This is a genomic window from Halorientalis persicus, assembly GCF_900110215.1.
GTDB lineage: Archaea > Halobacteriota > Halobacteria > Halobacteriales > Haloarculaceae > Halorientalis > Halorientalis persica.
In genome coordinates, this window is record NZ_FOCX01000010.1 from 56829 (window position 1) to 81030 (window position 24202).

Below are 24202 nucleotides of genomic sequence, written 5' to 3' on the forward strand. Positions count from 1 at the left end.
ACGCATTTTGCCGTCCGCCCCGAGATTGAGACGTGACAGGTCCACACGAGGAGCTGGCGACCGACGCGTATCTCGGGCCGGTGATCGAGGCCCACGGTCGGCTGACGATCGAGCCGGCCGCGGACTTCTTCCAGCGGTTCGTCACCTCGATTCTCCGCCAGCAGGTGTCGATGGCCTCGGCCGCCGCCACCCGAGAGCGACTGTTCGACGCCGTCGAGGTGACGCCCGGTGGCATCCGCGAGGCCGACGACGACGTGCTTCAGGACGCCGGCCTCTCCCGACAGAAGACCCGCTACGTCAACAACGTCGCTTGGGCCTTCGAGCAGCGGGGCTGGAGCAAGGCCCACTTCGAGGGGATGGACGACGACGCGGTACGGGCCGAGTTGACCGACGTGACCGGCGTCGGGACGTGGACCGCGAATATGCAACTGCTGTTCTCACTGGCCCGTGCGGACGTGTTCCCCGTCGGCGACCTCGGGGTCCGCAAGGGGATGGACACCCTCTTCGACGCCGATCTGACGCGGGCCGAGATGGTCGAAGAAGCCGAGCGCTGGCGACCCTACCGGAGCTACGCGAGCCTCTACCTGTGGCGCGTCGAGGAGGACATCGCCGAGAGCGTGGCGGAAGTCGTCGGCGAGGACTAGACCGCGAAGACGGGGCGGCTGGCGTCCCGGAGCACGCGCTCGACGACGCTCCCGATGTTCCCCTCCGAGTGGGTCTTGCCCTGAAAGCCCATCACGATGGCGTCGGCATCGATCTCGTCGGCGTAGTCGATGATCTGACGGTGTGGCACGCCGTGACAGTTCCGCGTCTCGGCCTCGACTCCCTCGTTCTCGGCGCGTTCGGTCAGGGTCTTGAGGTAGCCGTGGCCGGTGTCCTCGATTTCGTCGATCACCAGTTCCGTGCTGCTCAGTCCGGGTTCCCCGTACAGGCGTGTGTCGACGACGAAGATCGAGTACAGCGTCGCGTCGAACCGCTCGGCGAGTTCGAGGCCGTGTTCGATGGCCCGGTTTGCCCCGTCGCTCCCGTCGATAGGGACCAGAATCGTGTCGTACATATCGGCCCTGGGGCCGCCATCGGCATAGTTAGAAAGTGGCTGTCCGAGCGGCGGTCGGACTCCGGCACGATCCGCCCCGGACTGGCGCGCTCGTCTCCGAGTCGCTGGTCGGTAGGAACGACTTACCGAGTCACTCTTCGGTGTCTTCCTCTTCTTCGGTGTCGACCTCGGTCGCGGAACGGTCGGCGCGGCGCGTCACGTCGACGTGGTAGTGTTCGAGGATGTCCCGACCGAGCAGGAGGGGGTAATCCATGTGCCCCCGATCTTCGACGCTGGCGGTGACGGTGTGCTGGCTGCCACCGATACCGACCACGAGGTCGACGACGGGTCGCGAGCGACCCTCCTTGACGCTCCCCGACCGGATCTTCACGATGTCCTTGATCGGGCCGGTCCCGATGTCGGCGGCCAGCGACGCGTCGATACTGGTCCGGGTCGCGCCCGTGTCGGATTTCGCGTAGACGGTCTCGGCCCCGCGGGTGCCCCGGACGACGACTTCCTCGGTGTAGCCGATCACGACCGGATCGGTCGAGTCGGTGGTCTCGGGTTCGGGCATACAGTCCGGCCGGGAGTCGTCCAGCGTCGTCGCCAGGTCCGCGGCGGCCTCGTCGTCGACGCTCCCGCCCGCTCGTTCGATGGCGAGTCTGGCGATGTAGGGCGCGGGGCTGATCCCGGTCGCGCCGAACAGCCCCTTGAACCCGGCGGTGGGGTTGACCTCCAGCACGTACCAGCCGTCCGCGCCCTCGATCACGTCGACGCCGGCGTAGTCGAGACCGACAGCCTCGGTGGCCCGCCGTGCGATCTCGCCGACCTCGGCGGGCAACTCGTCGGTCACGTCGGCAGTTTTACCGCCCAGCGCGACGTTGGCCCGCCACTCCTCGCCCTGGGCGGTACGGGACATCGCGGCGATTACCTCGTCGTCGACGACGTAGACCCGGAGGTCGCTGTGGCGGTCGTCCGTTTTGAGAAACTCCTGGAGGAACGCCTGTCGCGGGCCGACCTGTGCGTTGACGGTGTTGCCGGCGTCGACCTTCCAGGCCCCGCCGCCGTGGGTGCCGATGGCGGTCTTGTAGACGGCGGTGTCGCCGAAGCGTTCCCGGTCGGCGTCGAGTCGGTCGTTCGACAGCGCCAGCAGGGCGTCGGGAACCGGGACGCCGGCCTCGGCGAGCGCGGTGGCTGTGGCGAACTTGTAGGTCGCGGTCAGCGTCGGTCCGGGTGGGTTGAGCATCGGCCGCAGGTTGGCGATGGTAGCCGCCAGGCCGAGCCCCTCCGCGGGCTGTTCCTGTTTCGAGAGCAGGAGGCGGTTGACGATCACGTCGGCGTCCGGTTCGAGGACCGCACGGCCCTCGCGAACGTCGATCGCGGTGTTCTCGGCACGGAGCCACTCGGCCTCGTAGCCCAGCGCTGAAACGGCGTTACAAATCGCCTTCGACTCCTTGCTGGTGTGGAGGCTGAGGACGCCGATGGTGGGGTCCGTCGCGTCGGTCATGCTTGAGGGTACACCTGGCCGACCGTATGTGTGCTGATCGGTTGGGCGCGGCGAGTTTCCGGACTCGAACCGTGTGAACGGTTTTTGTACCTGCCCGCCTCACAGGAGGCTATGGCCGAGGGGGTCTTCACGTACAGCGGCGGCCGGGTCGAGCCCGGCGAGACAGACGACATCCGCTACCCGGTCAGCGAGACGTATCTCGGTGACCCGATCCGCATCCCGGTGACGATCATCAACGGCGAGAAGCCGGGCCCGACCGTCTTCCTCAGCGCGGCCGTCCACGGTGACGAGCTCAACGGGATCGAGGTGGTCCGCGAAGTGGCCCAGGAGTGGAGTCACGAGGGCCTCGAAGGCACGCTCGTCTGTCTGCCCGTCCTGAACGTCCCGGGATTCATGGCTCAGGAGCGCTACCTGCCGATCTACGACCGCGATCTCAACCGCTCCTTTCCGGGCGCGGAAGACAGCACCAGCGCCCGCCGGATGGCCGCCCGGATATTCTCGGAGTTCGTCGAACCCTGCGACCTCGGGATCGACTTCCACACCTCCACCCGGGGTCGCACCAATATGCTCCACGTCCGTGCCGACACCGACGACCCGCAGGTCGGCCGTCTCGCCAAGGCATTCGCATCGCACGTCATCATCTCCAGTCAGGGGCCTGGCGGGTCGCTCCGCCGGGAGGCGACCGACGCTGGCGTGCCGACGATCACCGTCGAGATGGGCGAAGCCCACCGCTTCCAGCGTGACCTGATCGACTGCGCGCTCGACGGTGTGGTGAGCGTCCTCGCCGAGTACGGCCTCCGCCCGATCGACGCCGTCCGCTGGCCCGGCTGGCGGACCATCGTCCGCGATCAGGACGAGAAGACGTGGCTTCGCGCCAACGCCGGCGGCGTCGTCGAGATGCACCACACACAGGGCGCGCTGGTCCACGAAGGCGACCGCATCTGCACGATCACGAACCCATTCAAGGCCGAATCCGATACCGTGCGTGCCCCGTTCGACGGCGTCATCGTCGGCGTCCTGGAAAATCCCCTGGTGTACCCGGGGAACCCGCTCTGTCACCTCGTCCGCCTCGACGCCGACACGCTCCGGGCAGTCGAACAGGAACAACCCAACGCGGAGTAGGAGGCGTGGTGGCGTCGAGCGCGATCAGCTTCCGGTCTCGTGTTCGAGTCCGTTCAGTAGCGTCACGACGCGGTCTTCCTCGCTGTCGACCCGCTCGGGATAGATGGCGACGACACCGATGTAGTCGCTCCCGTGTTTGAACTTGCCGGCGTGGATGACCACGTCGACTTCCTGTCCGGCCAGCGTCGCGGTGCCGTCGAACTGTGAGATCGAACGCTCGGAGCCCAGCACCGAGACGTTCCGATTGCCGGTCTGGTTGCCGACGGAGATACCCTCGTAGCCGGTGTTGAATCGGGTGAGAATGTCTTTCTCCGACATCTCCGAGAGCGGATTGAGCGTCTGCCCGGCGATCTCGATCTGCGGGCTAGAGAAGGCGACGAACACCGCGGCACGCTGTTCGCCGACCGGTTCCAGCCCGACCTGTCGTTCGTACTGTGCGAGCCAGTTGGTCACGACGACTTCGCGTGTCTGGCCCGCGGCGGAGAACTCCCGTGACGCGTTCTTGTCGGTGACGTTGGTCTCTTCGTAGCCGGTGTCTTCGAGTGAGGCGTCGGAGACGGTCGCTTTCGAGGCGGTAAAGGAGAGCGCCTCCGTTCCGAGGAGGAAGCCACACCCCGCCAAGGTCATCAGTCCCGCGACGGCCACTGCTGCCAATATTCGCCTGCGCATGGTGTACCAGTCAGTTTATGGAGATGAGCGCCACCAATATACGTTTCGGCCGGGAGAGTCGCCTGTGGTTTGTGGGAGCGTCACGGTCGCATCCGGGGAGAGGTGGACGAACGGGACCGAACACGTCGTCGAACCGGACAGTTGGAACCGAACGTGAGCGGGCCGTCGGGGGCTGAAAAGTGGGATCCGGAAGCGAGGTAGAAACTACTATACACCCCCAGTACCTGCCCACGAACGTTATGAGTCAGTCGTACGACCGGGGCACCATCGAGGACTTCGGCCGGTGGAAGGAGTTCTCGGCCGGCATGTGGGCCTGGATCTTCCACAAGTTCTCCGGCTGGGTGCTGATCGGGTACTTATTCACACACATCGCGGTGTTGAGCACTGCGACCCAGAGTGGGACGATGTACACGCAGACGATCCGTGGGTTGGAATCGCTCGCCGTCGTCCGCGTCCTCGAGGTCGGCCTGCTCGCGGTCGCCGTGTTCCACATCCTCAACGGCGTCCGCTTGCTGTTCGTCGACCTCGGCGTCGGACTGGAGGCACAGGACAAGAGTTTCTACGCATCGCTCGTCGTCTCGGCGGCCATCGTCGTCGCGAGCGTGCCGACCTTCCTCGCGGGGGCGTTCTAACATGGCCGAACACTACTCCTCCTTCGAGTACAAGGGGACGCGGTGGTTCCTCCAGCGGATCACCGCCGTGTTCCTGATCGGCGTCCTCGCGTTCCACTTCATGCTGTTGCACTTCGTCAACCACGCCGCCGAAGTTACATTCCTGGGGACCCAAGCCCGGATGCAACAGGTCGGCTACTTCGGCACGATGATCGCGTTCCTCGTGACCGCGACCTTCCACGGCGTCAACGGCGTCTACAACGCCCTGATCAACCAGGGCCTCACCGGCACGCGAAAGCAGGTCGTCAAGTGGGTTCTGGTCGTCGCGAGCGGCGTGTTGATCGCCCAGGGCGTCCGGACCGCACTCTACATGGCAGGGATCATTGCATGAGCACTGAAGTCAAAGAACAAGAGACCGAGACCGAGGCAGAGACCGAACCGGCGGAGTCGCCCCACCAGACCCGCCGAATGGAACAGAAACGGCAGCGTGCGGCCCAGCGGGACCTCGAAGAGGAAGCACGCGAGGAGATCGACGACGCCGAGGAGACCGTCGAGATCAAGGTCTTCCGTTTCGACCCCGAGGTCGCCGGCAAGGAAGAACCCCGCTTCGACACCTTCCACGTCCCCTTCTTCAAGGGGATGACGGTGCTGGACGCGCTGATCTACGCGCGGGACCACTACGACTCGTCGCTCACCTTCCGGCACTCCTGCCGGCAGGCGATCTGTGGCTCGGACGCGCTGTTCGTCAACGGGACCCAGCGGCTGGGCTGTAAGACCCAGATCGCGGACCTCGAAGATCACCTGAACTCGACCATCCGGATCGAACCGCTGCCACACGCGGAGGTCGTCAAGGATCTGGTCGTGGATATGGAGCACTTCTACGACCAGATGGAGGCGGTCGAACCGTTCTTCGACGCCGACGAACTCCCGGACGGCGACCTCGAAGAACAGCGCCAGGACCGGGAGAACCGCGAGAAGATCAAGATGTCCACGCGCTGTATCTGGTGTGGCGCGTGTATGTCTTCCTGTAACATCGCGGCGGGCGACAACGAGTATCTCGGCCCGGCGGCCATCAACAAGGCCTACCGGTTCGCGATGGACGAACGGGAAGGCGAGAACCGCAAGCAACAGCGGCTCAACATCATCGAACAGGAACACGGCGTCTGGCGCTGTCAGACCCAGTTCTCCTGTACCGAGGTGTGTCCGAAAGACATCCCGCTGACCGATCACATCCAGGAGCTGAAGCGTGAAGCGGTGAAGAACAACTTGAAGTTCTGGTAATCCCTAGCGAACACAACGGCATTTAAAAACTATGTACGAACACGACGTTCTGGTCATCGGCGGCGGCGGAGCCGGATTGCGCGCGGCGATCGCGGCTCACGAGGAAGGTGCCGACGTGGCCATCGTGACGAAGCTCCACCCCGTCCGGAGTCACACGGGCGCGGCGGAGGGCGGCATCAACGCCGCGCTCCGGGACGCCGACTCCTGGGAAGACCACGCCTACGACACGATGAAGGGGTCGGACTTCCTCGGTGACGCGCCGGCCATCGAAACCTTCGCGAAGAACGCCCCCGACGAGGTCATCAACCTCGAACACTGGGGGATGCCGTTCTCCCGCGAGGACGACGGCCGCGTCTCCCAGCGCCCCTTCGGGGGTCTGTCCTTCCCCCGGACGACCTACGCGGGTGCAGAAACCGGCCACCATATGCTCCACACGATGTACGAGCAGGTGGTCAAGCGAGGCATCGAGGTCTACGACGAGTGGTACGTGAGCCGGCTGGCGGTCACGGATCACGACGACCCCGAGGACCGGGTCTGTCACGGCTGTGTCGCCTACGACATCAAGACCGGCGAGATCGCCGGCTTCAAGGCCGACGGCGGTGTGATTCTGGCGACCGGCGGTCTCGGGCAGGCCTTCGACCACACCACCAACGCGGTGGCCAACACCGGCGACGGCCCGGCGATGGCGTATCGGGCCGGCGTCCCGGTCGAGGACATGGAGATGATCCAGTTCCACCCGACCACGCTCCCCTCGACGGGCGTCCTCATCTCGGAGGGTGTCCGTGGCGAGGGTGGTATCCTCTACAACGACGAGGGCGAGCGCCTGATGTTCGAGTACGGCTACGCCAACAACGAGGGCGAACTGGCCTCCCGTGACGTGGTCGCCCGCGCGGAGCTCACGGAGGTCAACGAGGGCCGCGGGATCGACGACGAGTACGTCCACCTCGATATGCGCCACCTCGGTGAAGAGCGCATCCTCGACCGACTGGAGAACATCCTGCACCTGGCCGAGGACTTCGAGGGCGTCGACGGCCTCGAAGAGCCGATGCCGGTCAAGCCCGGCCAGCACTACGCGATGGGCGGCATCGAGGTCGACGAGAACGGCGAGACCTGTATCAACGGCCTCTACGCGGCCGGGGAGTGTGCCTGTGTCAGTATGCACGGCGCGAACCGCCTGGGCGGCAACGCCCTGCCGGAACTGCTCGTCTTCGGCGCCCGCGCCGGCTACCACGCCGGCGGCCGCGACCTTGGCGAAGCCCAGATCGACACGGGCCCATCCGCCATGAGCGAGGAAGAAGACGTCGACACGCCGGTCTCGCCCGGTGCCGTCGGCGTGGGCGACGAGGACGTGGCCGCGGACGGCGCACTCGTCGAACCGTCGGAGGTCATCGACCACCACGTCAGTGCCGAAGAGCAGCGCGTCACGGACCTGCTCGAAAAGGACGACGGCGTCAACCACGCCGAGGTCCGGGCCGACGTCCAGGAGACGATGACCGAGAACGTCAACGTGTTCCGGGAGGAGGGCAACCTCAAGGAGGCCCTCGAGGACATCCGCGTCGCCCGCGAGCGCTACCAGGACGTGTACGTCCGTGACCCCTCGCGCACGTTCAACACCGACCTGATCCACACCATCGAGACCCGCAACGTCATCGACGTGGCCGAGGCTATCACCCTCGGCGCGCTCGCTCGCGAGGAGTTCCGCGGTGCCCACTGGCGGAAGGAGCACCAGGAGCGCAAGGACGACGAGTGGATCAAGCACACGATGCTCGCCTGGAACGACGGCAACCCCAAGCTCTACTACAAGCCCGTCGTCCTCGAAGGCGAGGACAAGACCTACGAGCCGAAAGAACGCTCTTACTAGCCCCCACTTTTTACACGAGAGTGGGCTCTGCGCACTCCCCGTGAAAAACGTGGATGGTTCAGACGAACTCGCCCAGTCCCGACTGTTCGGACTCGGCGGGTTCGACGATCGACGGCGAGTCGTTGCTGGGGTCGTTGACCGCCGTCGAGATGGGATACGCGTCGAGGTCGTCGCCGGGATACGGGCGACACAGTGACTCGCGCTCGTCGGGCCCGGCAGTCAGCCAGGTCGCTTCCTCCTCGCGGGGCAGGATGACGGGCATCCGGTGGTGGATCGGCTCGACCACGTCGTTCGGTTCGGTGGTGAGGACGGTCACGGTGTCCAGCGGTCCGGTATCGGTCTCGCGGCGCTCCCAGAGGCCGGCCATCGCGAAGGCCACGTTGTCCTCCCGGTGGAACCGATAGGGCTGTTTCGGGCCACGCTCGACCGGTTTCCAGTCGTAGAAGCCCGAGGAGAGGACGAGACAGGGCCGCGATTCCCAGGCGTCCCGGAAGGCCGGTTTCTCGGCGGCCGTCTCCGAGCGGGCGTTGATGAACCCCGCGTCGTCGGCGTCGGCCCACTCCGGCAGGAGGCCCCAGCGAGCGCGGTCGATGCGGTCAAGTTTCTCGTTCGTCACGACTTCGACGGGTTCGGAGGGCGCGATGTTGTACCGCGGTCGGTAGTCCTCGGGGACGGCCGCGTCGAAGCGGTCGCGGAGGTCAGCCGCCGGCGCGAACAGGGAGGTGCGGCCACACATGAATCGACCGTGGGCCGGCAAGCGGTTGGATCTGTCGGGAGGTTTTTGCCCTGGACAGGCGAATCTGTACGTAAGATGCTACTGTCGGGGACGGTCGTCGCGGACGCCGAGACGGTCGTGGCGGACGGCGCGGTCGTCGTCGAGGGCGACCGGATCGCGGCCGTAGGGTCGGCCGCCGACCTCCGGGAGCGGTACCCCGACCACGAGCGCCGGGAGTTCGACATCCTCGCGCCGGGACTCGTGGGCGGGCACGTCCACTCCGTCCAGTCGCTCGGCCGCGGGATCGCCGACGACACGTCCTTGCTGGAGTGGCTCACCGACCACGTCCTCCCGATGGAGGCGGCACTGGACGCCGAGGGCATGGAACTCGCGGCCGAGTTGGGCTACCTGGAGGCCATCGAGTCCGGGACGACGACCGTGGTCGACCACCTGTCGGTTCACCACGCCGACCGAGCCTTCGAGGCGGCCGCCGACCTGGGCATCCGCGCCCGGATGGGGAAGGTACTGATGGACCGGGATGCACCGGCTGGGCTGTCCGAGTCCGCCGAGGACGCACTGGACGAGAGCGAGCGACTGATCGAGCGGTACCACGACACCTGCGGCGGGCGCATCCAGTACGCCGTCACGCCGCGGTTCGCGATCAGTTGTACCGAAGCCTGCCTCCGGGGAGCGCGCGAACTGGCCGACGCACACGAGAGGGTCCGGCTCCACACCCACGCCAGCGAGAACCGAAGCGAGACCGAACAGATCGAACGGGAAAGGGGGATGCGAAACGTCGAGTGGCTCCACGAAGTGGGGCTAACCGGCGAAGACGTGGTGCTGGCACACTGCGTCTGGACCGACGAGCGCGAACGCGAAATCCTGGCCGAGACCGGGACCCACGTCACTCACTGCCCGTCGGCGAACATGAAACTCGCCTCCGGGGTCGCGCCGGTCGCGGACTACCTCGACCGCGGGATCACCGTCGCACTGGGCAACGACGGCCCACCCTGTAACAACACGCTTGACCCCTTCACGGAGATGCGTCAGGCCAGCCTGCTGGGGAAGGTGGACGAACTCGACCCCACGACCCTCCCCGCCCGGACGGTGTTCGAGATGGCGACCGAAAACGGCGCGAACGCGGCCGGCTTCGACCGCGTCGGCCGCCTCCGCGAAGGATGGCGGGCCGACGTGATCGGCCTCCGGACCGACCGGATGCGGACGGTTCCGATCCACGACGTGTTCTCGCATCTGGTCTACTCGGCACACGGCGACGACGTGGCGTTCACGATGGTCGACGGAAACGTGCTGTACGACGACGGCGAGCACGTCGGCGTCGACGCGGCGGCGGTCCGGGAGCGGGCCCGCGAGTACGAGATCGATGGCTCGGTCGGCGAGTGAGAACACCCGGCCGATTTCGGGGGCACCGTAGGGTTCATACCGTTCGGAAACCAATTAATCAGCGCCTGGAAGGGTGGCTCAGTGGTAGAGCGCCGATGGTTGGACATGCCAGAAATCCAGCTGTCGGTCACCCCGCAATGGGCTTCGCGTGGTTCAAATCCCGCCCCTTCCGCTTCACCCGAACTTCTCCCGCGAGACGTGTCGACGTCGAGCGGTACGTTCGGGTGGAGCGGAGCACGGGATTTGAACCCTGGAAGTCACAGCCCGCGCAGGGCCGGAGGCCCGAGCAGGAATGTCTTCCTCTGGTTCAAATCCCGCCCCTTCCGTCCACGCGCAGACTCTTCCCGTGAGACGTGTCAACGTCGATCGGTACGTCCGACCCGCACCGGAAGCGAGCGCCTGTACTGTGGAAGACACCCCCTACGCTGACGAACAGCCGGTAGGGCTATGTGGGAGCCAGCGGCAGGCCCGAATATGCAGGCTGTGATCCTCGCCGCGGGAGAGGGGACGCGGATGCGTCCGCTGACGGCGTCGCTGCCGAAACCGATGCTGCCAGTGGCCGACCGGCCGCTGTGCGCTCACACCGCCGACGCGGCAGTGGAGGCCGGCGTCGACGAACTGATCTTCGTCGTCGGCTACGAACGGGCGACCGTCCGCGACCATTTCGGCGAGCGCTACCGGGGCGTGCCGGTGTCCTACGCCGTCCAGGAGGAACAGCTCGGGACGGCCCACGCCGTGAAGGCCGCCGAGGACCACATCGACGGGGCGTTCGCGGTACTGAACGGCGACGACCTCTACGACCCGGCGGCACTCTCGGCGCTGTTCTCGGGCGGGCCGGCCGTCGGTACGTACGCCGTCGAGGACCCGACACCGTACGGCGTCTTCGACGTGCAGGACGGCACCGTCACGGACATCGTCGAGAAACCGACGGATCCGCCCTCGAACCGGGTCAACGTCGGTGCGTACGTCTTCCCCGCCGAGGCACGGAACTGGCTGGACGTGCCGATGAGCGAGCGCGGCGAACACGAGATCACGGACGTGCTGGAGCGGGTGATCGGCGAGTTCGACGTGCGGACGGTCGACGTGGACAGATGGCTCGGCGTCGGCCGCCCCTGGGAACTGCTGGAAGCCAACGAGTGGAAACTCGACGCCCTCGAACCCACAGTCCGGGGTGACGTGAGCCAGGACGCCGACCTCCGTGGCCCTGTCGTCGTCGAGGCGGGCGCGACCGTCGAACCGGGCGTCGTGATCGAGGGACCGGCGCTGATTCGGAGCGGTGCGGATGTAGGGCCCAACGCGTACGTTCGGGGCTCGACCCTGCTCTGTGAAGACGCCCACGTCGGCAACGGGGTCGAGATCAAAAACAGCGTGATAATGCAGGGGACGAACGTCCCCCACCTGTCCTACGTCGGCGACAGCGTCCTCGGGCGAGACGTGAACTTCGGTGCGGGAACCCAGGTGGCGAACCTTCGGCACGACGACGAGCCGGTGAAACTGACGGTCAAAGGCGAGCGGGTCTCGACCGGCCGGCGGAAGTTCGGCGTCGTGGCCGGCGACGGGGCCAAGACGGGCATCAACACGAGTCTGAACCCCGGTGTGACCCTCTCGCCGGGTGCGACGACCGAACCGGGCGAATCGGTCACGCGGGATCGCTGACTCAGGGCACGATCCCCGCCGCCACCGCGACGGCGACGGCGGCGACCGCGAGACTCACGAGCCAGACGACGAGGCGTTTGGTGTTGGCGACGACAGCTGAGGGCATGAATGGGCCTTCGAGTGGCCGGGACTTAATTTCACGCCGTTCGGTCGCGGTCCACCGTTTCCCGTAGGGACTGCCGTTGCAGGAGATATATGAGGTATGCCAGAGTGGGACACTCACGGATGATCGAGACACCAGACCTGAGCGGTCAGACCGCGTTCATCACCGGAACCACCCGTGGCATCGGCAAGGCGCTCGCGCTCGAACTCGCCGAAGCCGGCTGTAACATCGTCTCGACGGGCAAGACCGTCGACGACTCGGATTCCGACCTGGAGGGGACGATCCACAAGACGGCAGAAGAGTGCGCCGAGAAAGGCGTCGACACCCACGCGATCCAGCTGAACGTCCGGGACGAGGACGCAGTCGAAGCCGCCGTCGAGGAGGCCATCGACGAGATGGGCGAGATCAACATCGTCATCAACAACGCCAGCGCGATCCAGATGGCCAACGTCGAGCAGATGCCGGCCAACCGTTACGACCTCATGAACGAGGTCAACGTCCGCGGTACCTATCTGGTCTCCCGCGCGTTCATCGACCACCTGAAAGACACCGAGGAGGACGCCTGGCTCCTGACGAACGCGCCGCCGGTCGAGATCGACCGCTCGCCCGGGAAGGCCGCCTACTCGTGGTCGAAGATGGGGATGTCCTTTATCACCCTCTCGCTGGCTCAGGAACTGGGCGGCTACGACATCGGCTGTAACTCCTTCTGGCCGGTGACCGCCATCGACACCCGGGCGACACGGTACTTCGGCATGGGGACCGAGGACGACTGGCGGACGCCCCAGATCGTCGCCGACACGGTCATGGAGATCCTCTCCCGGGACCCCGCCGAGTTCACCGGCAACGCAGTCTACGACGAGGAACTGCTCTCCCAGGCCGGCGTCACCGACTTCAGCGAGTACAATCTCACCGAGGGCGACCCCGCACCGATGTCGGCCCAGATGTTCGACCCCGAGTACGAGCGCTCGATCTGAGAGCCCACCGGCGACAGTCCGGCGCTGTCGGGCCTCGCCGCTCGGCGGCGATATGTGGGATTAAGTACGTCGGTTGCACAGGTACACTCAATGGTCGATCCGACATCGGATATCGGCGAGGACGTATCGGAGGACGACGCGCCAGTCTGTGAGACGTGTGGGGACGTGGTCGTCAACGAACCGGACCACCGCGTGATCACGTGGATCGAGGACGAAACGGTGCAGTCGGCGCACTTCTGTGACGAGACGTGCCGGATGGACTGGGACGGCGGCCGATAAACTCTATCTCTCGGGGAACGACCGATTTCGGCGGTTTTCTCTCGATACCGGACGATCAGCGGCGTCGATAGCACGACGGCGACTGGATCGACCGGCCGGCCGCCGTCACTGCCCGAACAACCGGTCGAGGTGGTCGTTCAGGAAGAGGCCGTCTGGATCGCACGTCTCGCGGACGCGCCGGAAGGTGTCCCACTCCGGGTACAGCTCCGGGCCGTCCGTGCCGTCGAGAGAGTGGAGTTTCCCCCAGTGTGGACGGCCGTCGAGGCCTCGAAAGATCGACGCGGCGGCGTCGAAGTACCGGTCGTGGGGTTTGCGGTGATACTTGTGGACGGCGACGAAACCCGACTCGCGGCCGTAGGCAGGGCTGAGCGGGATGTCGTCGCCGGCCGTGTATCGAACTTCGACCGGGAACGTGACCGGTTCGTCGTGGCGCTCGATCCAGGCTTCGAGGTCCCGGATCGCTGGCGCGATCTCGTCGGCCGGGATGCTCCACTCGCTTTCGACGAAGCGGACCGTCCGGTCGTGGGCGAACAGTTCGTGACTCGGGCCGACGGACCGGTCCGGCGAGAACGACCACGCGGCCGCTCTGGTCGCGTAGGGTGCCGTCGACGGGAACCGCGTCGAGAGCCGGCACAGCCCCTCCCACGCGAGGTTCTCGACCGTGCTATCGAAGTCACCGCCGGTTCCCGTGCGCTCGGCGTCGGTCCGGTTCATCGTCTTGACGAAGGCCGTCTCCGTGTGGGGAAACCAGAAGAACTCGAAGTGACGGTTCTCCGAACGGAGTTCGGGGAGCCTATCGAGACACGCTTCGAGCGGCATGGGTCGCGTCCGGAGTTCGAGGTCGTACGCGGGGACCACGTCCAGCGTGACCGTCGAGATGACGCCGAGCGCGCCGAGGGAAACCTGTGCGGCCCGGAACAGGTCCGGGCGCTCCTCGGGCGAACACTCGACGACGGACCCGTCGGCGGTGACGAGTTCCAGCCGAGCGACCTGTGTGGACAGGATCCCCAGATCGCTCCCGGTCCCGTGGGTGCCGGTACTGATCGCCCCGGCGACGGTCTGGTCGTCGATATCGCCGAGGTTCTCCATCGCCAGCCCGTAGTCGGCCAGTTCGTCAGTGAGGTGGGACAGCGGCGTCCCGGCGCGGACGGTCACCTGCTGGGCCGCTTCGTCGACCTCGACGATGCCGGTGTAGTTCTCCAGGGTGACCAGCACGTCGTTGCTGGGCACGACCGGCGGAAACGAGTGGGCCGAGCCCGCGACGCGGAGCGTCCCGGCACGGGAACCGACGCCGGCGACCAGTTCGCGCAGTTCCGCCTCGGACGCGGGCCGTTCCCACTGCTGTGGGTGACACGAGGCCGTCCCGGCCCAGTTGCGCCACTCACTGCTCATCGTGCCCCTCCGGGTCGATCCGACGCTGTTCGTCGATCTCGGCTGTCGATGTGAGTGTTACATGAAACATTTCCCGTCACCTCGGTACGTGGGTGCCGTCTCGACGACCGCGCCGTCGGCGACGACTGCCAGCGACGCGAAGTTGCGACACAGTTCGCCGGCCTTGGCGTGGCGGCAGACGACCGGATCGCCCAGTGCGAGCGACCCGTCGTACTCGATCGGCGTCTGGACCTCACCTGCGCCTTCGGTGTCGGTCAACTGGGCGTCCCGGGGTCGCGCGACCGTCGGCGTCTTGTCGGGGCCGGCCGGTCCGGACGCGACGTACCCGCCGCCGCGACAGGTGTAGACCCCGCCCGTGGGTCGACGGGTGACCTCGATTGCATAGCCCGCCGCCGGCGTGTGCTGGAACCCGTCGTAGTGATCGAACAGCGTCGGCGCGTAAAAACCCGAGCCGACGGTGACTTCCGTGACCGCGGGATCGTCGGTCGTGAACGCCAGACTCCCGGTTCCGCCGCCGTTGACGAACCGGAGGTCGTGTCCGTGGTCGGCCAGCGCGTCGACGACGGCCCCACGCCGGTCGGCGATGGCCCGTTTCGACCGTTCTTTCAGCAGGCGGACGACCGCGTCGACCGCCGCGTTGTTCGCGGGGCTCCGGTCCGGGAGGCCGGCGATCTGGCCCTCGTATCCCATCACCCCGTCGAGTCTGACGCCATCGGTCCGCTCGATGGCGTCGGCCACTGCCAGTGCGTCCGCGGGCGTCCGAACGTCCGAGCGCCGCGTGCCGAAGAACACGCCCAGGTGTTCGCTCGACATATCCACGTCGAGACAGAGCGGGACCTCGACGCCGACTTCGGCGGCGATTTCGCCCGCCCGTTCCACGTGGGCCGCGCTGTCGACCATGAGCGTGATCGTCGACCCCGAGTCGACCGCCCCACAGACCGTCCGGAGTTCCGACGGCTGATAGACCGGGTAAGCCACGAGCAGGTCGTCGAACCCGTGTGCGGCCAGGTGTGCGGCCTCCGCGCCGTGATAGCACATGACGCCACGGAATCCGTCGTGGCCGAGAACGTACTCCATCACCGACCGACACCGTAGCGACTTCGAGGCGATCCGAACCGGCAGTGACTCGGCACGCGACCGCACCTGCTCGATATTTCCGTCGAGGGCGTCACGGTCGACGAACGCCAGCGGTAACTCCCGGTCGGAGAACACCTGTCGATAGTAGTCGTACTCTCGCATTTCGGCACCCATACCCTTGTGGATAGATCACAACCCACTCGGTATCGGGTATACTTTCGGGGTTACTGATGAGGGTAGTTAAAACACGGCGACGGTCAGCGTCGAGACGGGTGACTAGTCGAACTCGCCGTCGGACACGTCTTCCTCGGTCTGGCCGGCCATCTCCAGGCGGTGGTGGGGCAGGAAGTGTGCCAGGTCCGTCGTGGTGACGATGCCGACGGGCTCGCCGCCCTCGGTGACGGGTAACTTCTTGACGCCGTTGTTGCCCATGCGGTCGCCGGCGTTCTCGACGGTGTCGTCGGGCCGGATGGTCACGACCGGTTCGGACATCAACTGGCCGACGGTCGTGTCCGCCGGGTCCTTGCCCTGCCCGATGGACTTGACCACGTCGTACTCGGTGATGATGCCGTCGATGGGGTCCTCGCCGACGATGAGTGAGCCGACGCCTTCCTCCGCGAACACGCGCGCCACCTCTTCGACGGTCGCGTCCTTCCCGACCGTCTTGACCGGCGAGCTCATGATCTCGCTGACTGGCGTTTCGTCTGCCATAGCTGTACGTGGGCGGTCGTACGCCGCACTCTTAAGCGTAGCCCTCCACCGAGCGAATCGATCGACGGTGGCCCGATCCCCACTCGCGTGCCGACCTCACTGACTGAGCCGTTCGCGCAGCTCTTCCATCTGGGTCTGGAGCTGTTCGAAGCCCTCGAACGGCGTCCCCTCGGCCTCCTGCTGGAGTTTCTCGAGTTGCGCCTCGGTCTGTTCGAGGAAGGATAGCGTCTGTTCTTCCAGGTCTTCGTGGGCCTGCCGTAGCTGGTCGACCTGCTGGTCGACCGACTCGACGTAGGACTCGGCGGCCGATTCGGCGTTCTCGAAGCCGGCTTCGGTGAATTCCAGTGCCTGCTCGTTGGCCTCCTGGGTCGCCTCCTCTGCGGCGTCGAACTGCTGGTCGATGGCCTCCCGGATCTGGTCGAAGTCCGCCTCGTCTTCGGGAACCATCCCCTCGATGGCGTCGAGGGTGCTGTGGATCGCCTCGCGCGTCATCTCCGAGCCCCGCTCTGACGCCTCGGCACTGCCCTCTACGCCACTCAACATCGCCTCGTTGAGCCGCTGCTGGAACTCGATCCCCTGCTGCATGGCCTTCTGGCTCCGTTCGAGCGCCTGTCGCTGGAGTTCGAAGGCCTGGCTGACCGGATTATTGTCGTTTGCCATATCCCGACTGTCGGTAGCCAGCCGTTTGAAGGCTAGTGATACGAAACTGGCAGTTCAGCGTCGGCTGGCCACCCCTGGAGTCAGTCTGCCGTCACGGCCTCGTAGCTGGCCAACCGGGCGTGCATCGTTTCGAGGTCCGTCCGGAGCGTCGACAGCTGGCGGCGGAACTCGGCCACCTGCTCAGTCCGTTCGTCCTCGTCGAGAGACTCGACGTACTCGCGCAACCGCGCTTCGAGCGCCTCGTGTTTGGCCAGCAAGACGTCGAGGCGTCGGTTGAGCGCGATCAACACTGATCGGAGCCCACGTTCGTAGCGGGCCAGGCCCGCGTCGGCAGCGCCGACGAGCCTGTCGCTGGCGGTCGCGTTCGCGCCGACGATGGCGTCGAGGGGTCGGTCGACCAGTCCTCGGAATGGGCCCGAATCGGCGGCGCTCCCCTCGCCAGGGAGGGCGTCGGCGAGCCAGTGGGCACCGCCACGAACGGCGTCGGCGCAGAATTCGACGACCGCCTCGCGTGTGGCCGCTTCCGCCTTCATGCCGGCCAGCACGGTGTCGTCGACCTGTCGCTGGAAAACGAGTCCGTTCCACACAGCCATGCGGCCCTCACGGACGGCCGTCCGCTGGAGACCGAAAACCCGACCGAGCGCATCGGCCTCGTGGTGTGCCATATCACACCACAGTGTTTGGGGATGGATTAATACTGGTGTCGAACACACCGACCGATATCGAGCGCCGAAACCGACGGTCGGTCCCGGAGCGAGTCACTCGTAGGCCGGGCCCTCGTGGCTGGTCCCCTTCGCGTCGGGGTCGTAGATGCGGTCGTTCTCGGACCCCTGCACGTCGACTTCGGCCAGCAGGCCCTTCCGGGCGACCCGGGAGAGGGCGTGGTCGACGAGCTTGATCCGCTCGGGCACCGGCGTCTCCATCTCGCCGATCATACAGCTTCCCGGTGGGACCTTCATCGTCTGGATGTTCCTGTCCGCGTAGCCGGCGAAGTCCCCGTCCTCGGGGAGGCCGCCGTCGCGATAGGCCTCGCTCCAGACGTTGCCGATGGGGTGGAAGTTACTGGAGAGGTTCGGGCCGCCGTCGACCAGGAACACCCGCACGCGGTCGCCCTGATCGACTTCGAGGGGACCGCGCCGCGCGGCCGCCCAGGCGTACTTCTCACCGTTCAGGAGGACGTAGGTGGGGTTCTCGTCGGCCATCGCGTCGTAGTCGAACCCGTGGTGGCCTTCTTCGCCGGTGTCTTTGTCGGTGTACAGTTCGTGCTGGCCGAGGTACAGTTCCGTGTCGACTTCGGGGAGTCCCTGCTTCGGTTCGACCAGGATCATCCCGAACATCCCGGCGCTGATGTGGTAGTCCAGGTTCGGGACGGCACAGTGGTAGATGAAGGCACCGGGGTACTCCGCGCGGAACCGCATCGAGTTCTCGCTGCCCGGAGTAGCCGTCGTCGCCACCGCACCGCCGCCGGTCCCGTAGACGGCGTGAAAGTCCACGTTGTGGACCATCGCGCTATCGGGAGCGTTCTCCATCGTGAACTCGACTGTGTCACCCTGCCGGACCCGGATCATCGGGCCGGGAATCTGCCCGTCGAAGGTCATGTAGTCGAACGTGACGCCGGGTTCGATCTCGGCGGTCACCTCCTCGGCGGTCAGGGTCACCTCGTGCGTCTTCGGGGACGACCAGTCGACGGGGTCGGGGAGGTCGGTCGGATCCGCGGCCACCTGGTCCGCGTCGGTCTCGGCCGGCCCGTCGGACTGGGCGGGGGTAGAGTTAGTCGTCGTCTCGGTCACCGCTGGGGCCTCGTTCCCGGAACAGCCGGCGATGGTCGCCGCCGCGCCGCTGATCCCGAGGGCCTGCAGCCACTTCCGCCGCGTGGAGTCGAACATTATAAGTCACCGTACAGGTACTTCTTTCGACCGGAGAGGGATAAAGCGCGAAGCGCGTTCCTGGCCCGTGAGAAGCCTTCTCAGGCCGTAAGAACGGACCTGGGAAAACGCGAATCGGTTCGGACAACTTATACCGGAGCTGGGGGAGTCGACCGGACCACTCAGAGACAGAACAGGAACGGATAGACCAGCGCAACCCGATCACCGTCGTCGAGGCCGGTGTCGAGTCCGTCCAGTGACTCGTTGAATCGGCCGTTGACGAGGACTCGTGCGTACGCACGTGTCTGTTCACCTTCGGGGTTCGCGTTCCAGGTCCCGGGCACGTCCTCGTCGACGGGTGCCCACCCGCGGGTGGTCGCCTCCGCCTCGGTCTCGGCGATGAGCATATCGGCCACGTCGTACTCGTCGAAGAAGGCGTCGAGGAACGCCCGGAGTGTCGTTCCAGTGAACGTGAACTCCAGTCGCGGCTGGCCCACGGCCGACCGGACGTGGCCAGTACAGTTCACCGTCACCGTCGTCCGTCGCTCGTCGCTCCCGGTCTCCGACCCGACGGCTGTCCCTGACATGGGCCCCACTATCCCCGCCTCCCCTCAAAGCCCGTTGCCGAACACGTTCGGCCAGCCGACGAGGCCGCTCGGCACCCCGAATATGTTCGCCAGAGGTGGTTCGGTGGGGCAGGACGAACGACGAGACGAGATGACCGCCTCACACGATTCGGTCGAGCCGGTGACGGAGTCGACCCACGACAACTCCTGGTCGGCGAATCTGGAGAAGCCCCACCACGCCGAGGATCGGGAACTGGTGGTCGCACAGGCCCGCGACGCCGTCGCTCACACGGTTGCGGGAAACCACGTCAACCTCGTGACTCACGGTGACCACGGCCACCCCGGGACGTACCTCTACGACGAACTCGACGCGGCCTACGGTGACCGCGTCGACTACGAGTACGTCGAACAGTGCGGCTGTGGCGGTCACGTCACCCGCGTCCACGTCCGCGAGGGGTGACCGTTCCCGCCCGGTGGGAATCCTACCCGCAGTTACGACGATCAGACGACCACGCCAATCCATGAACCGAGACCTCGACACGAGCCGGCGGCCCCTGGTGTTGATCTGGGAAGTCACGCAGGCCTGTGAACTCGCCTGCGAACACTGCCGGGCCGACGCACAGTCGATGCGCCACCCCGACGAACTCACCACGGCCCAGGGAAAAGCCCTGCTCGACTCGGCCCGCGAGTTCGCCGAGAACCAGTTGGTCGTCCTCTCCGGCGGGGACCCGTGCAAGCGCCCCGACCTCACCGAACTCGTCCGGTACGGGTCAAACCGGGGACTGAGTATGTCGCTGACGCCGAGTGGCACCGACGAGTTGACCGCCGAGGTGCTGGACGACCTGTCCGATGCCGGCCTCCGCCGGATCGCCCTCAGCCTCGACGGCGGCGACGCCGACAGCCACGACGCCTTCCGCGGCGAGACCGGAAGTTTCGCGGCGACGGTGGACGCCGCCGCGGCCGCGCGCGATGCGGGCCTCCCGCTCCAGATCAACACGACGGTCTGTGCGGAGACGGTCGAGCAACTGCCGGCGATTCGCGACCGCGTGCGCGAACTTGGTGCGGTGCTGTGGAGCGTCTTCTTCCTCGTCCCCGTCGGCCGCGGCCGCTTGCTCGATCCCATCGCACCCGAGCGCGCCGACCGCGTGATGGCCTGGCTCGCCGAGACCGCCGACGAGGAACCGTTCGGCGTCAAGACGACCGAGGCACCCCACTACCGGCGCGTCAAACTCCAGCGACGGGCGGACGGGGCGGACGGCGACGCCGACGCCGGGCTCCAGCGACGGGGCGGTATCGTCGCCGGCGACGGCTTCGCGTTCGTGAGCCACACCGGCGACGTGTACCCCTCGGGCTTCCTGCCCGAGTCGGTCGGCAACGTCCGCGATGACGACCTCGTGGACCTCTACCGGAACTCGGACCTGTTCACCGCCCTCCGGAACCGGGACGCCCTCGGCGGGAAGTGCGGTGCCTGTGAGTTCAGACACGTCTGTGGCGGAAGTCGGTCCCGGGCGTACGCGACGACGGGCGATCCGCTGGCGAGCGACCCGCTCTGCCCCCACGTCCCCGAGGGGTACGATACGAGTGAGGGCACGGCGAGCGACTAGCCGGCCCGGCAGGCGGGAAGCGGCGGGCGACTAGATCGACTCACGTGCGACCGGTCCGAGCACCTTCTGCTGGGCGGCGGCGAGGTGTTCCGCGAGCGTCGACGGGGAGATGTCGAGGTCTGCGGCCACTTCCTCGGCGTTGGCTCCTTTCGGGTAGTCGAAATAGCCCATCTCGAAGGCCGTCGCCAGGACTTCACGCTGGCGCTCGGTCAGCCGCCCGGTGTCGACGGAGACGAAGCCGTCCCCGACCAGTTCGCCCGACTGGCTGAGGTTGCGGACGGCCACGTCGTCGAACCGCTCGCGGGCCGCGGCGACGATGTCGCGCACGCGGTCGGGATCGGGCGCGTAGAACACCAGATAGAGCGTCCCGTCGACGGCGTGAACGTCGCTGACCGGACAGCCGTAGCTCTCGACCAGATCCGCCAGGCAGGTCTCGGCCTCGCACTGACAGCGGTACCGGACGCCCTCGTCGGTCCGGAACACCGGATCGCCGTCCACGCCGTCGGTCGCCGAGTCGCTCTGGACCGTGAACTCCGTGCTGGTACTGGTCTGTGACCCGCAACTGGTCCGGGCGACGGAGTCGACCCGGGCCCCGGAATCGCTCGACGCTTCCGCGAGCGGACACTCTCCGGGCCGCGTGATGGCGAGGGTCACCCTGACACCGTCCTGAACGGGGTCGGGTTCGGTCGTGGTCATGTTTGACGATTCACACTCCGACCTCAAAACCGGGGGGCAGCGTTCTCACGCTGTAGGAACGACGAGGGACGCGATCACTGTGCCTCGGCGATCAGCCCCTCGTCGAGTTCCGCGACGAACTCCTTGACGATGGTCTCCTCGGCGCGGTGTAACGTCTCGCTGACGGTCGATTTCGCCATCCCGAGGTGATCGGCCAGCTCCGTTAGCGACGACTCCCGCGGCGTGTCGTAGTAGCCCTGCTGAACCGCCGCGACGATCAGGTCGCGCTGGCGGTCGGTCAGCAACTGGTCCGTCGAGTCGACCGTCCGCCGGACGTACTCCACGTCGAAGCTCATGCCGAACTGTTCGAGCTGGGAGCCGAACGTCGACAGTCGGTCCTGGGAGGCCGTCACCTCCACGGTCGCGCGGCCGTCGCGAATCTCGACCGGCGGTTCCAGCGGGATACCCGACTCCTTGACCGAAAACAGCAAGAGCGGTTCGGTCGTCTCGAACTGGATTAGCGTCCGGTCGTCGGACTCACCCAGCAGATCCAGCGACACGATGGTCTCTCGCTCTTGGATGCGCCGGATCACCTCCGGGAGATTCGGGCCGCTGAGTTCGACCAGTCCGACGCCGGTCTCCCCGGTCGGGAGCGCCGCCAGCACCCGGAACTCCACGTCCGGATACTCCGTCGAGAGGTCGCCGATCCAGGCCGCCTGGGGCAGTCGGACGCTCAGTTTGGCTCGTGGCATGAGATGGTAGAGAGGTTACCCACACTCCTCCCAGTACGTGTCTCCGAACATATTCGGGAGTCAGTCCGAACTGGTTCGGCATAAGGATTGGGTCCGGTGTCAGCCTACGTTCGAGTATGGGAGTCGAAACCACCGAGATTGCTCGCAGAGCCGTCGACGAGACGGGTGCGCCGGCGTCGGCACCGCGGGAGCGGCTGGACGCGCGCGACCTCGGGCCGCCCGAACCCCTGAAGCAGACTCTGGAGCGGCTCACCGAGTTGGGCGACGAGACGGTGCTGGTCCAGCTCAACGACCGCGCGCCACAGCACCTCTACCCCAAACTCGACGACCGGGGCTACGCGTACGGCACCGTCGAACTGGACGAAGCCGTCGTAACCGTCGTCTGGACGCCGTGACCGGGACTGCCGAGCCCGACGCGGTCGGCGATGTCCGCGGCGACGAGCCCAGGGATGTCGCACGCGCCATCGAACGCATCGACGACCGCGCGGCCGCCGTCCGGGAGCGACAGGTCGAGCGTGCGCTGACCGAACTGGAGGCAGTGGGCGATCCCGATCCGGAGACACGCGCCGCAGTCCGGCGGCTTGGCGACCGACTCACCGAACGGCTGGTCGCGACGCCGAAAGCGGCGCTTCGCGGGGTCCCTGATCGAAGCAGTGGCGATGCCGAGACCGCGGGTGACCGAACGGCCGACGACGAGGCCGTCCGGGTCGCTCTCGACCTGTTCGGCGACTAATCCTCGACCCGCTTCGAGAGGACCAGCAACGCCTCGCTGTCTTCGACGGCCTTCGGCGACACTTCACGGCGGCCGTCGAACCGGATCACGTCGTCCGGCTGGAGTTCGTGAGTCTCGTCGTCGAGGTCGAGCGCGACCGCCCCCGAGAGCAGGTGCAAGACGACCGTTCGCTCGGGGTGGCGGTGCGGATCGACCCGCTCGCCGGCCGCCAGATCGAGCCGGATCACCAGCGGTTCGTCGAACAGTTTCGCGTGGGGCGAGCCAGCTAGGGCCTCCAGTGCGACGGTCTCGGCCATCACTGCTTGGGGAACTCCGCGACGAATTTCTCGGTGTCCTCCCGACGCACTTCGTAGTTGTCGGCGTCGAAGGCCTCGACCTCGGCGTCCATCTCGTAGTACAGCGGCTTGGGATCGTGATCGTTGATCAGTCGCAGAGTCTCACCGGACTCCATCTCCGCGAAGGTGTCCATGATCTTGGGGTGGCGCTCCTTGGGCGGAATCTCGCGTACGTCGATTTCTGGCATACACCGACAGTTCCCACCGAGTCACCCTCCGGATTGTCCCGAACCTGTTCGGCTACGGTTCGAACTCGCCGTCCCGCAGGCCCCGGCGGACGGGGTCGTGTTCGGCGTCGGTCGGTGGGGGTGCGGTCACCAGCACGGCTTCCAGACGCTCGCCCGCGGTGGCTCTGACGCCGCGGTCGGTGCCGGCGGGAACGCTCACGACCGAGCCCGGTTCGACCTCGTGGTCGGTGTCGCCGTCCCTGACGATGCCCTGGCCGGACTGGACGACGACCGTCACGTCGCTGTCGGGCGCGTGGACCGGGATGAACTGTCCGGGCTCGAAGTACGCACAGACGGCCTTCGAACGCTCGGTCCGGAAGACGCCCTGCGCGCTGAACTGGGCGTCGGCGTAGTCCCGCTCGCTGTCGAGGTCCGTGGCTGGCATACCCG

30 protein-coding genes and 1 tRNA gene are annotated in these 24202 nt (G+C 66.6%); 15 read left to right on the forward strand and 16 right to left on the reverse strand.

Translation table 11 applies throughout. The features are described from left to right. The first annotated feature begins 32 nt into the window (after window positions 1-32). The gene (locus BMX17_RS11995) at window positions 33-644 is read left to right on the forward strand and encodes a DNA-3-methyladenine glycosylase family protein (RefSeq protein ID WP_092660330.1); all 612 of its coding nucleotides are present in this window, start codon (window positions 33-35) and stop codon (window positions 642-644) included. Here the strand turns inward: BMX17_RS11995 and BMX17_RS12000 are convergent. Both BMX17_RS12000 and BMX17_RS12005 read right to left on the reverse strand, forming a co-directional pair. Continuing rightward, window positions 641-1057: a universal stress protein gene (locus BMX17_RS12000; protein ID WP_092660332.1), complete on the reverse strand. Its 417-nt coding sequence runs from the start codon at window positions 1055-1057 to the stop codon at window positions 641-643. The two genes, BMX17_RS11995 and BMX17_RS12000, sit on opposite strands and share 4 nt — an antisense overlap. Window positions 1058-1187: 130 nt before the next feature. Further along, window positions 1188-2543: a RimK family alpha-L-glutamate ligase gene (locus tag BMX17_RS12005; protein ID WP_092660334.1), complete on the reverse strand. Its 1356-nt coding sequence runs from the start codon at window positions 2541-2543 to the stop codon at window positions 1188-1190. A 111-nt stretch (window positions 2544-2654) separates the two neighbouring features. Between BMX17_RS12005 and BMX17_RS12010 the strand changes: the two genes are divergently transcribed. Further along, window positions 2655-3665 (forward strand): succinylglutamate desuccinylase/aspartoacylase family protein, encoded by a 1011-nt coding sequence (locus BMX17_RS12010; protein WP_092660336.1) that lies wholly within the window; start codon window positions 2655-2657, stop codon window positions 3663-3665. 24 nt (window positions 3666-3689) lie between these two features. Here the strand turns inward: BMX17_RS12010 and BMX17_RS12015 are convergent, their stop codons facing one another. Then, window positions 3690-4292, reverse strand: coding sequence for a DUF6517 family protein (locus BMX17_RS12015; protein WP_244515001.1), 603 nt, complete (start codon window positions 4290-4292; stop codon window positions 3690-3692). 281 nt (window positions 4293-4573) lie between these two features. On the opposite strand from BMX17_RS12015, the gene sdhC reads away from it, so the two are divergent. From sdhC to BMX17_RS12035, 4 genes are read left to right on the forward strand one after another with little or no spacing between them, the layout of a single operon-like run. Continuing rightward, window positions 4574-4966, forward strand: coding sequence for a succinate dehydrogenase, cytochrome b556 subunit (sdhC, locus tag BMX17_RS12020; RefSeq protein WP_092660340.1), 393 nt, complete (start codon window positions 4574-4576; stop codon window positions 4964-4966). Window position 4967: 1 nt separating this feature from the next. Beyond that, window positions 4968-5336: a succinate dehydrogenase hydrophobic membrane anchor subunit gene (locus BMX17_RS12025; RefSeq protein WP_092660342.1), complete on the forward strand. Its 369-nt coding sequence runs from the start codon at window positions 4968-4970 to the stop codon at window positions 5334-5336. Then, a complete protein-coding gene (locus BMX17_RS12030) occupies window positions 5333-6226 on the forward strand; it encodes a succinate dehydrogenase/fumarate reductase iron-sulfur subunit (RefSeq protein ID WP_092660344.1) in 894 nt (297 codons plus the stop codon). The genes BMX17_RS12025 and BMX17_RS12030 overlap by 4 nt, the downstream gene beginning before the upstream one ends. Before the next feature lie 31 nt (window positions 6227-6257). Next, window positions 6258-8087 (forward strand): FAD-binding protein, encoded by a 1830-nt coding sequence (locus BMX17_RS12035; RefSeq protein ID WP_092660346.1) that lies wholly within the window; start codon window positions 6258-6260, stop codon window positions 8085-8087. A 58-nt stretch (window positions 8088-8145) separates the two neighbouring features. Here BMX17_RS12035 and BMX17_RS12040 read toward each other — a convergent pair whose 3' ends face one another. After that, window positions 8146-8823 (reverse strand): SOS response-associated peptidase, encoded by a 678-nt coding sequence (locus BMX17_RS12040; RefSeq protein ID WP_092660348.1) that lies wholly within the window; start codon window positions 8821-8823, stop codon window positions 8146-8148. A gap of 75 nt (window positions 8824-8898) precedes the next feature. Here BMX17_RS12040 and BMX17_RS12045 point away from each other — a divergent pair, with 75 nt between their 5' ends. The 5 genes from BMX17_RS12045 to BMX17_RS12060 all read left to right on the forward strand — a co-directional run bounded on the left by BMX17_RS12045 (window position 8899) and on the right by BMX17_RS12060 (window position 13215). Further along, a complete protein-coding gene (locus tag BMX17_RS12045) occupies window positions 8899-10203 on the forward strand; it encodes a 5'-deoxyadenosine deaminase (RefSeq protein ID WP_092660350.1) in 1305 nt (434 codons plus the stop codon). Window positions 10204-10270: 67 nt separating this feature from the next. After that, window positions 10271-10375 (forward strand) — tRNA-OTHER (locus BMX17_RS26105). Window positions 10376-10677: 302 nt separating this feature from the next. Next, window positions 10678-11859, forward strand: a complete 1182-nt coding sequence (gene glmU / locus BMX17_RS12050; RefSeq protein ID WP_092660352.1) for a bifunctional sugar-1-phosphate nucleotidylyltransferase/acetyltransferase — start codon at window positions 10678-10680, stop codon at window positions 11857-11859. Window positions 11860-12084: 225 nt separating this feature from the next. Then, on the forward strand, window positions 12085-12936 hold the full coding sequence (locus tag BMX17_RS12055) for an SDR family oxidoreductase (RefSeq protein WP_092660354.1): 852 nt from the start codon (window positions 12085-12087) through the stop codon (window positions 12934-12936). A 90-nt stretch (window positions 12937-13026) separates the two neighbouring features. After that, window positions 13027-13215, forward strand: a complete 189-nt coding sequence (locus tag BMX17_RS12060) for a DUF7576 family protein (RefSeq protein ID WP_092660356.1) — start codon at window positions 13027-13029, stop codon at window positions 13213-13215. A gap of 105 nt (window positions 13216-13320) precedes the next feature. Here BMX17_RS12060 and BMX17_RS12065 read toward each other — a convergent pair whose 3' ends face one another. The 7 genes from BMX17_RS12065 to BMX17_RS12095 all read right to left on the reverse strand — a co-directional run bounded on the left by BMX17_RS12065 (window position 13321) and on the right by BMX17_RS12095 (window position 19507). Beyond that, window positions 13321-14607, reverse strand: coding sequence for a D-arabinono-1,4-lactone oxidase (locus BMX17_RS12065; protein WP_092660358.1), 1287 nt, complete (start codon window positions 14605-14607; stop codon window positions 13321-13323). 57 nt (window positions 14608-14664) lie between these two features. After that, window positions 14665-15846, reverse strand: coding sequence for an amino acid deaminase/aldolase (locus BMX17_RS12070; RefSeq protein ID WP_211611329.1), 1182 nt, complete (start codon window positions 15844-15846; stop codon window positions 14665-14667). A gap of 114 nt (window positions 15847-15960) precedes the next feature. After that, window positions 15961-16395 (reverse strand): CBS domain-containing protein, encoded by a 435-nt coding sequence (locus BMX17_RS12075; RefSeq protein ID WP_092660362.1) that lies wholly within the window; start codon window positions 16393-16395, stop codon window positions 15961-15963. A 96-nt stretch (window positions 16396-16491) separates the two neighbouring features. Further along, a complete protein-coding gene (locus tag BMX17_RS12080; RefSeq protein WP_092660364.1) occupies window positions 16492-17055 on the reverse strand; it encodes a hypothetical protein in 564 nt (187 codons plus the stop codon). Window positions 17056-17135: 80 nt separating this feature from the next. Continuing rightward, window positions 17136-17720, reverse strand: coding sequence for a hypothetical protein (locus tag BMX17_RS12085; protein WP_092660365.1), 585 nt, complete (start codon window positions 17718-17720; stop codon window positions 17136-17138). A gap of 93 nt (window positions 17721-17813) precedes the next feature. After that, window positions 17814-18941 carry a copper-containing nitrite reductase gene (gene nirK, locus BMX17_RS12090; protein ID WP_092660367.1) on the reverse strand — a complete coding sequence of 376 codons (1128 nt, stop codon included), beginning with the start codon at window positions 18939-18941 and terminating at the stop codon, window positions 17814-17816. 161 nt (window positions 18942-19102) lie between these two features. Then, window positions 19103-19507: a ubiquitin family protein gene (locus BMX17_RS12095; protein WP_092660369.1), complete on the reverse strand. Its 405-nt coding sequence runs from the start codon at window positions 19505-19507 to the stop codon at window positions 19103-19105. A gap of 130 nt (window positions 19508-19637) precedes the next feature. On the opposite strand from BMX17_RS12095, the gene BMX17_RS12100 reads away from it, so the two are divergent. Together BMX17_RS12100 and BMX17_RS12105 are read left to right on the forward strand one after the other, a co-directional pair. After that, window positions 19638-19946 carry a CGCGG family putative rSAM-modified RiPP protein gene (locus tag BMX17_RS12100; protein WP_092660554.1) on the forward strand — a complete coding sequence of 103 codons (309 nt, stop codon included), beginning with the start codon at window positions 19638-19640 and terminating at the stop codon, window positions 19944-19946. Between the two features lie 61 nt (window positions 19947-20007). After that, window positions 20008-21090 carry a TIGR04053 family radical SAM/SPASM domain-containing protein gene (locus tag BMX17_RS12105; RefSeq protein ID WP_092660371.1) on the forward strand — a complete coding sequence of 361 codons (1083 nt, stop codon included), beginning with the start codon at window positions 20008-20010 and terminating at the stop codon, window positions 21088-21090. 30 nt (window positions 21091-21120) lie between these two features. Here BMX17_RS12105 and BMX17_RS12110 read toward each other — a convergent pair whose 3' ends face one another. Both BMX17_RS12110 and BMX17_RS12115 read right to left on the reverse strand, forming a co-directional pair. After that, the gene (locus tag BMX17_RS12110) at window positions 21121-21786 is read right to left on the reverse strand and encodes a helix-turn-helix domain-containing protein (RefSeq protein ID WP_092660373.1); all 666 of its coding nucleotides are present in this window, start codon (window positions 21784-21786) and stop codon (window positions 21121-21123) included. Between the two features lie 74 nt (window positions 21787-21860). Continuing rightward, entirely contained in the window at window positions 21861-22517 is a 657-nt protein-coding gene (locus BMX17_RS12115; protein ID WP_092660375.1) for a helix-turn-helix domain-containing protein, read from the reverse strand. Between the two features lie 116 nt (window positions 22518-22633). On the opposite strand from BMX17_RS12115, the gene BMX17_RS12120 reads away from it, so the two are divergent. Beyond that, entirely contained in the window at window positions 22634-22912 is a 279-nt protein-coding gene (locus tag BMX17_RS12120; protein ID WP_092660377.1) for a DUF2249 domain-containing protein, read from the forward strand. Next, window positions 22909-23250, forward strand: coding sequence for a hypothetical protein (locus tag BMX17_RS12125; RefSeq protein ID WP_092660379.1), 342 nt, complete (start codon window positions 22909-22911; stop codon window positions 23248-23250). Before BMX17_RS12120 ends, BMX17_RS12125 begins: the two co-directional genes overlap by 4 nt. Here the strand turns inward: BMX17_RS12125 and BMX17_RS12130 are convergent. From BMX17_RS12130 to BMX17_RS12140, 3 genes are read right to left on the reverse strand one after another with little or no spacing between them, the layout of a single operon-like run. Further along, window positions 23247-23546, reverse strand: a complete 300-nt coding sequence (locus tag BMX17_RS12130) for a cupin domain-containing protein (protein ID WP_092660381.1) — start codon at window positions 23544-23546, stop codon at window positions 23247-23249. The genes BMX17_RS12125 and BMX17_RS12130 overlap by 4 nt on opposite strands. After that, window positions 23546-23773 carry a DUF2249 domain-containing protein gene (locus BMX17_RS12135; RefSeq protein ID WP_092660383.1) on the reverse strand — a complete coding sequence of 76 codons (228 nt, stop codon included), beginning with the start codon at window positions 23771-23773 and terminating at the stop codon, window positions 23546-23548. The genes BMX17_RS12130 and BMX17_RS12135 overlap by 1 nt, the downstream gene beginning before the upstream one ends. Before the next feature lie 52 nt (window positions 23774-23825). Beyond that, window positions 23826-24197 (reverse strand): cupin domain-containing protein, encoded by a 372-nt coding sequence (locus BMX17_RS12140; protein ID WP_092660385.1) that lies wholly within the window; start codon window positions 24195-24197, stop codon window positions 23826-23828. Between the last annotated feature and the right edge of the window lie 5 nt (window positions 24198-24202).